At 42.9% G+C, this 1,330-nt stretch carries 1 protein-coding gene; it reads left to right on the forward strand.

Features of this window, described 5'->3' with window-relative positions:
* Positions 1–237: 237 nt before the first annotated feature.
* The coding region (locus tag QUB04_RS32410) for a transposase (RefSeq protein ID WP_333290754.1) at positions 238–1,330 on the forward strand (1,093 nt) is incomplete at its 3' end.

Below are 1,330 nucleotides of genomic sequence, written 5' to 3' on the forward strand. Positions count from 1 at the left end.
TCACCAAAAAACTGGGTCTGAAGCCCCGTCGTTCTACGACGGCTTTTTATTGATTTTCCAGTTTCCTAATCAACCCTCTGAGTACGTCTGATTGAGAGCGCATTGTCTTTGTACAGTAACGGGCAAGAATTTCAGCTTCTTGAGAACTGATGCGTATATGCAATCTCTTATCTTTTTCCATAACTTCCACGATGTGTACTCAGTTTATGTGTACAATATAGCAAGGAGGTAAAAACAATGCAACGCTGGAACTACAAGTTAAAACCAAACAAAGAGCAAGCCGCGCTCATGGCCCAATGGCTTATAACACTGCGTAAGCACCGTAATTATTGTCTCAGAGAACGCTTCATCGGCTGGGAGACTAACAACAGAAATGTTGAAACGCCTCGGAGCTATGCTTTTGGGTCTTATTGCGAAATAGACACCCGTTTAGAAGTTGGTGCTGTGTGTCCTCTTAGTTGTCCGGTTGTCAAGCATGGCGTTATGTCTGCAACATTAACCAAGACCAGTAAAAAGCTAGGTCTGTGTTGGGATAGCGCTGGGGGTATTCAAAGTAAGAGAACTACTGAGTTAAGAAAAGAAAACGAGTGGTACAGCCGTATTGATTCAGATGTGTTGCAGCGAAACCTGGCTAAACTAGATACTGCGTTTGCAGGTTTTTGGAGTCATAAAAGAGGCTTTCCGGCTTACCGAAAAGCCTCAAATTTCAAGACCTTCGAGTACAAACCGGGGCGTTGCAAGTTTGAAAACAACCGAGTTTATCTTCCTGGTATTGGTTGGATGAAATACTTCAATAGCAGAAGTTTTCCATTCAATGTAGAAATCCGAACTGTAACCGTCAAGCAAAAAGGGACATATTGGTACATCAGTGTACTGCTTGACGACGGAGTGAGACTGCCAGAACTTATCGAACCTAAGTCAGTTGTTGGGATCGATGTAGGAATAAACAAGCTTGTGTCCCTTTCAGATGGTAGCTTTATTGAGAATATAGCTGTTGCAACAAACTCTAGAACAGCTCGACGATTAGCGATAAGAAATCGTGCTGCCAGTCGCAAGCAAAAAGGCTCTAGCAACAGGAAAAAAGCACAGATCAAGCTGTCTCAAACCCAACAGAAGCTAACCCAAAAAAGAGACGGATATAACTGGAAAGCTGCCGATAAGATAGTTAAAACGGCTGATGCTGTAGCGCAAGAAAACCTAAAAATAACCAACATGGTTAAACGCGCCAAACAATCGCACGATGGAAAAGGAGGTTATAGGAAGAATGGTGCTGCTGCCAAGAGTGGACTTAATAAAAGAATCCTAGATTGTGCTTGGGGGGATATTTTTG

Source organism: Microcoleus sp. D2_18a_B4 (genome assembly GCF_036702475.1).
Classification (GTDB): domain Bacteria; phylum Cyanobacteriota; class Cyanobacteriia; order Cyanobacteriales; family Microcoleaceae; genus Microcoleus.